Source organism: Paenibacillus dakarensis, from assembly GCF_001373415.1.
GTDB classification, from domain to species: domain Bacteria; phylum Bacillota; class Bacilli; order Paenibacillales; family Paenibacillaceae; genus Paenibacillus_AQ; species Paenibacillus_AQ dakarensis.
The window spans coordinates 1-9,601 of sequence record NZ_CDSE01000046.1 but is presented as its reverse complement, the minus strand read 5'-3'; the positions used below and the strand labels follow the sequence as shown (position 1 = coordinate 9,601).

8 protein-coding genes are annotated in these 9,601 nt (G+C 49.7%); all 8 read right to left on the bottom strand.

Features of this window, described 5'->3' with window-relative positions:
* Positions 1–61: 61 nt before the first annotated feature.
* A complete protein-coding gene (locus tag BN1234_RS13005; protein WP_054957095.1) occupies positions 62–907 on the bottom strand; it encodes a carbohydrate ABC transporter permease in 846 nt (281 codons plus the stop codon).
* A gap of 23 nt (positions 908–930) precedes the next feature.
* The gene (locus BN1234_RS13000) at positions 931–1,812 is read right to left on the bottom strand and encodes a carbohydrate ABC transporter permease (RefSeq protein WP_054957094.1); all 882 of its coding nucleotides are present in this window, start codon (positions 1,810–1,812) and stop codon (positions 931–933) included.
* A gap of 214 nt (positions 1,813–2,026) precedes the next feature.
* Positions 2,027–3,355 (bottom strand): ABC transporter substrate-binding protein, encoded by a 1,329-nt coding sequence (locus BN1234_RS12995; protein WP_245640168.1) that lies wholly within the window; start codon positions 3,353–3,355, stop codon positions 2,027–2,029.
* Positions 3,356–3,505: 150 nt separating this feature from the next.
* A complete protein-coding gene (locus BN1234_RS12990; RefSeq protein WP_054957093.1) occupies positions 3,506–4,258 on the bottom strand; it encodes a response regulator in 753 nt (250 codons plus the stop codon).
* Between the two features lie 15 nt (positions 4,259–4,273).
* Positions 4,274–6,073: a sensor histidine kinase gene (locus tag BN1234_RS12985; protein ID WP_245640167.1), complete on the bottom strand. Its 1,800-nt coding sequence runs from the start codon at positions 6,071–6,073 to the stop codon at positions 4,274–4,276.
* Between the two features lie 187 nt (positions 6,074–6,260).
* Positions 6,261–7,535, bottom strand: a complete 1,275-nt coding sequence (locus BN1234_RS12980; RefSeq protein ID WP_211751806.1) for a BNR-4 repeat-containing protein — start codon at positions 7,533–7,535, stop codon at positions 6,261–6,263.
* A gap of 308 nt (positions 7,536–7,843) precedes the next feature.
* Complete coding sequence (locus BN1234_RS12975) at positions 7,844–8,812, bottom strand: acetylxylan esterase (RefSeq protein ID WP_054957091.1); 969 nt, start codon at positions 8,810–8,812, stop codon at positions 7,844–7,846.
* A 307-nt stretch (positions 8,813–9,119) separates the two neighbouring features.
* A partial coding sequence (locus BN1234_RS12970) for an FAD-dependent oxidoreductase (RefSeq protein ID WP_170308038.1) occupies positions 9,120–9,601 on the bottom strand: 482 nt, incomplete at its 5' end.

The window sequence follows — 9,601 nt, the reverse complement described above, 5'->3', positions numbered from 1 at the left end:
CCCGCCAGCCCACCGCCAATTACAGTCACGTCGCATTGTATCGTCTCGTTTCTCATTTCGCTCACCCTTTCACCGCAGAATTTGTTAGGCCTTGAATTATGTAGCGCTGGCCGATTGCGAACACAATGATCATAGGGACAATACCAGCAGACGCTGCCGCCATCATGCCGTTGTAGTCCACCATGTTTTCCAGGATAAAGTTTTGGAGTCCAAGCGGAATGGTGTACAGCCGCTCGTCAATCAGGAACACCAGCGCATTCTCGTAATCGTTCCAATGCCAGGAGAAATCGATGATGGCCAAGGTAGCCAGTGCCGGTTTGGCAAGGGGCAAAATGAGCTGGAAGAAGATCCGGAAATGCCCGGCCCCGTCAATGAAAGCCGACTCAGAAATCTCATAGGGAATGGACATAAAGAACTGGCGCAGCATAAATACGCCGAAAATCGTAAAAAATGCTGGAAGAATCAACGCCAAATGCGTATTGTAAATGCCTGCCCATTCAAACATGAGGAACTTGGGTACAAACAGCACCTGTGGTGGAATCATCATCATGGATAAGTAGAGCATGAACAGCCCGTTTCTACCCTTGAAATCGATTCTGGCGAATCCATATGCCGCAAAAGCTGACAAAAATGTGGCTCCGATCATACCGATGAGGGAGATTTTCAGGGAGTTCAGGTAATAGACGCCAAAGTTCTTCGAGCCGGTCCAGACCTTCACATGATGTTCCCACGTTGGATTCGAAGGAATCCATTCAATCGGGTATTTGAACACCTCAGCCGGTGTTTTCAAGGATGTGCTGATCATCCAGATAAAGGGCATAATCATCACGATGGCCAGCGCCAGCATGACAAGTGTTAACAGCAGCGTGCCCGCTGTGCCGGACAACAGTCGTTTTTTGAGTTCCATGATGCTCTAGGCCTCTCTTTCTTTTAATAATGAACCCAACGTTTTTGTCCGATCCATTGGATTGCGGTGATGATTAGGATAATGATAAACAGTGCCCACGATATCGTTGAGGCATATCCCATTTCGTAATACCTGAAGGCATTCTGATAGACGTACAAGGACAGGATCGTCGTGCTGTTACCGGGTCCTCCCTGCGTCGTTGCCTGAATGATACCAAACGTCTTAATCGTCATGATCATACCGGTAACCAGCAGCAGGAACGAGGTAGGGCTGACAAGCGGCCAAATGATTTTGCGGAGCAGCTGTGTTGGACGGGCACCATCCATTTTCGCAGCCTCCAGCAGTTCCGGAGACACCTCCTGCAGTGCGGCCAGATAAATAATCATGTTATAGCCCATAAGGAACCAGATCCAGATAATATCGATCGCAAACATGGAAGACGTCGTTGTCGACAGCCAGCCGGGCGGGTGATCGATGCCGATAGCGCGGAGAAACCCGTTAATCGGACCCTGCTTTGGCTGAAACAGCAGCATCCAGACAAAGGCAACAGCTACCCCGCTCGTGATGTACGGCATAAAGTACAGAGCGCGCAGCAGCTTTTTCATATAGATCCGCTGGTTCAGGATAACCGCAACCACAAAGCCCAGCGCAATGGATATCGGTACAGCCGCGAGGAAGATGGCGGTATTCTTCAGTGATAGGTAAAATAAATCATCGCTCAGCATTCGTTTAATATTATCGAAGCCGACGAAATTCACCTCAGGATTCATGAATTTATAATCCGTGAAGACCAATCCCAGAGAGTATGCGGCCGGTATGAGAAAAAATATCAGCACGCCGAGCATGCTGGGTCCGATAAAGACGTAACCCAATCTGCGCTGCCTTCTCATCCAATTGTTGTTCATGCATTTTTCCCTCATTTCTTGATTTGATGTTCTCAGTCTAGCAAGTTAGGGCACTTCTTTAGAAGGAACAAAACCACCGTCTTCATATCACAAAACCATGCAAAAAAGCGCCCTAAGGCGCCTTGTCATCAAATCGTTCTATCCTTAGTCAGTTTTCGAACTCATCCGAAAATGAGAAAAGGGACGGCCAGCAAGCTTGGCCATCCCTTTAAGATTATTTTTTCGGATTGGATTTCAAATATTCATTATGACGTTGAACCATAGCCGCAAGTGTTGCGTCCAGATCCTGGGCTCCCAGGAAGTACTTCTCGTATTCCTGCGAGCGCAGGTCCATCACTTCCTGTGGAACGGTACGGACATAAGTCGGCGTCTTGTTATCGAACATGACATACATTAGGGATTCTTGATCGTAAGTGTCCCCTTTGTCTCCGAGCATGCTCTTCATCGCCGCGTCCTGGTCAGCATCCTTGGAGGCTGGCAGACGCCCGCCGGCTGCCATCGGCGCCATGCCGCCGTCCGCGTACCATTTCAGGAATTCCCATGCTTCCTTCTGATACTTGGAATTTGAGTTGATCGAGATATAATCGCCCAAACCACCGCGTGTCATATGGTCAGCAGCATTTTCTTCAAGTCTTGGCACTGGTGCAAACGCAATTTTAAAATCGCGGGGATAATCAGTGAAGTTGTTGGAACTGCGGAGCAGCCATGCTCCAATGTTCAGCATCGGCGCTTCACCGCTGAGGAACATCTGCTCAACCGGCATTTTGGACGTCAGCTGCTCGCCGAGCGGCGGCGTTGTTTTGTCTTCCTTCATCATGCCGTTCAGTGATTCAAGCCATTTACGCACCAGCGGATGATCCAGGTTCGATGTCCCGTCCGGTTTGGTATAGCCATGCTTAGAGAGCACCGAGTCGATCGGATCAACGAAAGGCTCCGTGTTCTGTATGAAGCCGTATCCATCGCCCTTTTTCAGCTTATTAGCATATTCCATCATTTCATCCCAGGTCCAGTCCTTAGGAACCGGAAGATTCGCTGCATCCAAGGCATCCTTGTTCAGTGCAACGAAGAATGAGCTCTTGGTTGTCGGAACGCCGTAGTATTTGCCGTTAATCTTCCAGTTTTCAGCTTCATGGCCCATTTTCTCATCGATGTTATAGTCTGTGAAGCCGCTCAAGTCAGCCGCTGCTCCTGAGGTTACTCGTTTCGTTGCCTGAGAAGCGGAATAGTTAACGAACAGGTCCACATCCTGGCCGGTCATAATGGCGGTATCCAGCTTCAGGTTTCCTTCATCGTCATTCACATACCGCACGTATTCCACTTGAATCTCAGGGTGTTCCTTGTTCCAGGAATCAACGACCTCCTGCGGCCCTGCTTCCGGCGGAACTCCGCCCCACATTTTCAGCTTAACGGTGCTTGAGGCAGATGCCGCCTTACCATTCGCCCCATCGGCTCCCTCTTTACTTCCTCCGCCGGAGCATCCCGACATCACGCCAGTGATCAGTACTAACGATACGAATCCTGCTAGCCAACCTTTTTTTCTCAATTGAAGGCCCCCCGCGTCTAATAGATTTGTTTGTTGCAGATCAAGGATAGCAAAGCGGCGGGTCTCGCCGTAAGTAACAGAATCATGATTACATGGAACAGATATACGCAGTTCAACATCTATACCGGCAGCAAGATATACATATTTGTTCTATTGCTTCATCCGGTACTGGCTTGGAGTCATCCCCGTCATCCGTTTGAATATCTTAATGAAATAGTTATCGTTCATGAACCCGACGTTCTGGCAAATCCGGTTGACCGGAAGATCCGTTGTCGTCAAATATTCGATTGCTTTCTCGATTCTCGTCCGATGAAGGTAATGGATCAGCGTTTCTCCCGTTTTCTTTTTAAACAGGGCACTGACGTAATTCTCCCCCATCATAACGTACCGGGCGAGCGATTTGAGCGTAATGTCCTGATCGTAATTTTGTTCGATATAGTCCATGATTTTGTTCACTTCGGGATGCGTGATCTTCTCCCTCGCCGCCGCAGCCGGAAGCGCCGGACGCTCAGCCGGGGAACGCTGGGCAGTCAGCTCACTGCTCACCTTCACCAGCGTCTCCCGCAGATCCTTGACACTCATGGACAGCTTCAAAATATAATTGGATGCTCCATACTCCATTGCTCTGCGCATCGATTCGAAATCACCGAGGCAGGTCAGCATGACGAATTTGGAAGCGATTCCGGCTTTCCGCGTCTCCTGCAGCAGCTGCAGGCCATCCATCTGCGGCATCACGATGTCGCACAGCACCAAATCCGGCGGATCGTCCTTGATCATCGGCAGCGCTTCCATACCATTACTTGCTTCGCCGGCAAGCGTAAACCCCATCTCCTCCCACCGGATGATTTCTTTGACCGATTCCCGTACGAATGTCTCGTCTTCCACCAGCAGTACCTTCCACATCGCATTCACTCCTTGTCAGCTGGATAATATCGTTGACTGTGCATTTTCATAAGGCTCGGACAGCAATACCGGCACATGCATGCGGCACAGCGTCCCCTTCTCGAGCGGTATGATCTCAAGCTCCCCTTTGTCCTTGAACAAAAGGCGCAGCCGCTCCCTAACATTTTGCAGTCCAATGCTCGGACGCTTGCGTCCTTTGTCACGATTCTTGCTGGACTGCTCAATCCCGACGCCATTGTCCTCGACCTCAAGCACCAGCCTGTCCGGCAGGTGCGGGCTGCGTCCCATTCGAATCAGGATCCGCCCGCCTTCCGCCATATTGCCGATGCCGTGCTGAATTGCGTTGTCAACCAGCGGCTGCAGGCTCAGCTTCGGGACCAGCGCGTAAATCAGCTCTTCATCATAGCTGAACTCCACCTGAAAGCGGTTCCCGTATCTCACCTGCTGAATGTAGAGGAATGCGCGTGTGAGTTCGATTTCGTCCCGCAGATGAATCAGGTCTACATCCGAGTTGAGGCTTGTTTCCAGCAGCTTCCCAAGAGACAGGCATATTTCCACGATCTCCTCGTTCCCTCCCCGAAGCCCGATCCACTTCATCGTATTGAGCGTATTGAGCAGAAAATGGGGGTTCATCTGGGCTAACAGCATTTGAAAATGTACTGCGTCTTTCTGCCTTTCTTCAACTCGCAGTCGCTGGACCAATTCGTTCATGTCGACCATCATCGTATTAAACGTTCGGGTCAGCTCCAATATTTCACCCTTATAGTGCTTCTCGGGAAGCCGGATCAAGAGATCCTTCCGGACCGCTTCCTTCATCTTTCGCTGCATATGGGACAGCGGCCTTGTAAACGCATGGGCAATCATAAAGGCAAGCGCAATAAACGCGACAGTGATAGCAAAAAACGTTACGAAATACTGCTTCTTCAACATTTCGATCTCCCTGAACAACAGATCGAGTGGAATCCGGTCCACGAGATACCAATCCAGAGAAGACAAATAACTGTAGTTGACTAGCGAGTCGGACTGCTCATCAGTCCAGTGACCGTTTTGCGGCAGGCTAACGATTTCCTGCAAGGCTTCCGGAGAGAGCGTAGAATCGGGGATCGACCTGGCGATTACCTCACCGGAACGGGTCATCATGAAGTAGGCCTGATTACTCTCGGATTTTTGCAGCATCGATTGAAACCAGAACGAAAAATCAATACTGATGCGAGCCATGCCGTAAGGCCGGTTTCTGTTGTCCCGCAGCTCTGCATACAGGGATAGCAGTGTAGGGCTTTTGCTGATATCCTTGGAGACGTAATTGGCATCATCTGACACCCAAATATAGGAACTTCGGGTCTCCTTCAGCGTCTGGAATGACGGATTTGAAGCAATCTGGCTGTAATTCAGGGGCTTATTCGGTGGAAAAGACGTATATACATGACCGCTGTTATCCAGCAGCGTAAAATAGACGGACGGATTATACAGAAAAAAACTGTTATTGAGCCCTTTAAACTTGTCCTCCATGATTTCCTTGTTGTCCAGAACCGAACGTTCCTCCGGCTGCTGAAGGATGCGCTTGATTTCCGAATCCTGCTCCAGAAAAATCAACGTCTTAAATGCGATGCTGAGCTGATCCTCGAGTGAACGGTGCAGATTGTCCAACTGCTCATGGCTCTGTTCACTGATTTTGTCTTGGACGAGCGATTCGATTTTCTGATAGTTGTACATATTCAAAACGCTGAAAGGAAGCAAAATAACAAGTGCAAACACGGCAAACAACCGATACTTCAATTTGTGGGGAACGAGGTGACTGAGCCATTTCCGCATCATGAAGACTCCTTTATACTCTGGTGCTCCTATTATATCTCAGATATTGTCGGTAGATAAGAATATTCAAGGAATAGCATAAATATGTAGGATGCCGAATCGACAAAATGCATCAAATCGTTCTATTGACATAAAAGTTATATATATAAAAAAGAAAACCGCAAAATTTGCGGCTTTCCGTAGATTTTTTTTAATTCCTGCCGTAATAAAGCTTGCGGTTGGTGATGTCTGCGAGATACAGAATATCTACGCCCTTATCATTGCGTTTCACGCTGAGCCGTTCGATCGGCTTGCCTGGTGCAAGGGAGGTTTGGGTCCAGCTGCTGCCCGATGGAGCAGCCATGAATGCACGGTCCGTGCCGCTGCTTTTAGCGTAGTACACCCGGGGACCTGATCCTGCCCACGTAATGTCGATGGTTGCCTTCGTATCTGCTGCATTAAATACCGTTTGACGTTTCCAGCTGCCGTTTGCATAGGATGCATATTTCACCGAGAAGGATGTGCTTCCTTCTTCACGATACCGGTATGCTACGATCGGATTGCCCGCCGAATCGAGTGCCAACTTGGCGCTCTGCACACCGGGTCCTCCCGGATCGCTTCCCGTTTGAACATACACTTCGCTCGGCGCAAGCGGCTGAACGGTATCTGCGGTTCCCGGCTTGAGCGGCAGCGAGACGGCGCTGCCGTCAGCCTTCGTGAATTTGCCCGTTGACGGGCTGTATTTGACGTAAGACAACTCATGCCGCAGCGGACTTGCTGCAAAAGTGGCCCACTCGAACAGGATATGCAGATCACCATTCGCATCGAACACGAGGTCGTCCGGGTAGAACGATCTGTTCAGAGCCGAGCCGATTACACCCACTTTGGACCACGTGGAAGCCGCGTTATCCCAGCGGAACAGCTGACCTGACCGAATGCCAGCGGCATCTTCGCCTGACCGGATCATCAGGTATACATCTCCGTTCGGAGCTGTGGTCAATATAGGATAAGTGCCTTTGAACGTGTCTGGCGTCGGCAGGTCGGAGGAATGGTTTTGCGGCGGTCCCCCAACAGTATCGGACCGGAAGTAATGCCAGTTTTCGTGATGCATTGAAGCAAACACGTGGAACCTTCCGCTCCCGTCCCTGGCGATCGACGGTTGATTGTGCCCCACATCGTCTACGTACTCCGCAACCTTGTTTCCGTCCATCACCGGAATGTTCGACCATTCCCCGTTTCCATCCCGGCGGGCGATATACACCTTGTGCGTTGACTCGACACTTCCGGGAGCGTTATAAGCCATATATGCGTACTCGGCCCCCGTTCCATACGTATCGAGCGGCGACCACCAGCCCGCCTGGTTGCTTGAATCCATAGCATACGGTACCTCGGTCACTGACGTGGCAGCGCTGCCCGTTCCTGCAGGAAGAAGAGTTCCCAGCATTATTGCCACCATTCCGATTTTCCACAGCCCGCCTTTTTTCATTTCATCATTCGCCTCCTTTGATCTGTGAACCTCTCATAGGAAAAACATAGACTCTACCGGCCGGATAAAGAAAAGCGCTTTCATTTTCGCAAATACGAAAGCGACATAGACATCGTAGCACAATACCCTTCTAAGCGTCATACACAAAATGATGATTTCATAGAACAAAATCACTTAATTCAAAGAAAAAGAAACGCCGCCTTTTATGGCGCCGTTCCTCCCCTGCCTTGCGTATGTTCGTTCTTTCCTGCATTCATCCGGTGACTGGCAAGATCCGATCGATCTCAGCCTTTTTTTCATGATTTATCTTAATTCGTGAACCAGTCAGGGAAATGCTTCAGCAAATACTCCAGCTTGATCTCCGTTTGGCCGGAGCCTCCGCCCTCATGCCCGTTAAAAGGATAAATGACGACGTCTTTGCTGCTTGTGATCCGATTATAAGTGGCGAAGTACATCTGCGGCGGACATATTTCGTCCTTTAATGCAACGCTGGCGAGCACCTGGCATGAGATCCGGTCGGCCATGTTCATTGTGTCAAAATAGCTCAGGTTGTCCATCACGAGGTCGGTCTGTTCCGGATGTTTCTTCAGGTATTCGGCCACCGCCCCAAAAGCCCCATGATTCCCTTGAACCCGGCAGACGAGATTGCTGTTGCTTGGCACATCCACCATCGAAAGCACCGGTCGATCGTCCAGCGCCGTTACCGCAGTGCCGAGCGCTCCACCCTGGCTTCCGCCTTCGATGACGATCTTCGAAGCATCGATATCCTCCTGGGCGCAGGCGAAGTCAATCGCCTTCAGGGCATCCATATACGCATAACGGAAATAATATTCCCATTTATTATGTACACCCTTACTTGCTACATTCATCGTAAAGCCGTGAGAATAGGATGCGTTGTTGCCTGTCCGTCCCCCCTGGTCGCGGCAGTCTACGGACAATACGGCCATTCCCATCATCACCCAGTGCATATGCTCGCAAGGCTTCCCCCGGCTGCCGTTGAAGCCGTGATAATGGATCAGGCAAGGATACTTTTCCTTCTTCATGAACGCCGGAACGATGAGCCAGCCATGAATGCGGGTCTCATCCATTCCACAATAAGAGATTTCATATACCTTTGCGTGGCGGGCAGGGTAATCAACCCAATCCCTCTGCGGCTCCAACGGGACCTCTTTGGCCTGCTTGATGGTGGTCTCCCAGAACTCGTCAAAATCATCCTGTTTCGTTAGAGGCGGAATATAGCTGTACAGCTCTCTCGACGCCTCTTCTATGTAACCCATGGTGTCATCCTCCTTTATTACTAGCAGTATAACGGATAAATCTCCCATTTGCACTGAATGATTTGGTGAAAATATTTTTTTCATAGAGGAGGATGCTTCCTGCATTGTGAGTATTCATAAATACTCTCGTCCCTTATGGACCAGAATGCCATTTTACCTTTACAGAAGTGTATCTCATCTGCCTTGCGAAATTGAAGGCCAGAATGAGGGAAGGATCTTGTACCAATTTTTATCATCAATAAACTTCCCTGCAAAACAAACAACCCTCACTTTCTATAAGTGAGGGTTGTTACTTATGACGATATGATTAATGACGAATCAGATAATCGAAAGCGCCTAGGGCTGCTGTAGCACCAGATCCCATCGAGATGATGATCTGTTTATAAGCACTATTCGTACAATCACCGGCAGCGAACACACCAGGTATCGTTGTAGCGCCATGGCTGTCTACCACGATTTCACCCATGCGGGTGCGTTCAAGCGTATCAGCTAACCAGTCAGTGTTCGGTACAAGACCAATCTGTACAAATACACCTTGCAATTCAACATGGTGTGTTTCTCCTGATTCACGATCGATATAGGAGATACCGTTAACCTTGTCCGTTCCGGTAATTTCTTTGGTTTGGGCATTCTTAATTACCGTAACGTTCGGCAGGCTGTAAAGACGATCTTGAAGCACAGCGTCTGCTTTAAGCTCTGGAGCAAATTCAAGTACAGTTACACGGTTTACAATACCCGCAAGGTCAATCGCTGCCTCAACGCCGGAGTTCCCCCCGCCAATAACCGCAA

Coding starts and splice junctions, on each gene's coding strand:
- BN1234_RS12980 (WP_211751806.1), bottom strand. CDS start 7,535: ATGAAAAAAGGCGGGCTGTGGAAAATCGGAATGGTGGCAATAATGCTG.
- BN1234_RS12990 (WP_054957093.1), bottom strand. CDS start 4,258: ATGTGGAAGGTACTGCTGGTGGAAGACGAGACATTCGTACGGGAATCG.
- BN1234_RS12975 (WP_054957091.1), bottom strand. CDS start 8,812: ATGGGTTACATAGAAGAGGCGTCGAGAGAGCTGTACAGCTATATTCCG.
- BN1234_RS12985 (WP_245640167.1), bottom strand. CDS start 6,073: ATGATGCGGAAATGGCTCAGTCACCTCGTTCCCCACAAATTGAAGTAT.
- BN1234_RS13000 (WP_054957094.1), bottom strand. CDS start 1,812: ATGAACAACAATTGGATGAGAAGGCAGCGCAGATTGGGTTACGTCTTT.
- BN1234_RS13005 (WP_054957095.1), bottom strand. CDS start 907: ATGGAACTCAAAAAACGACTGTTGTCCGGCACAGCGGGCACGCTGCTG.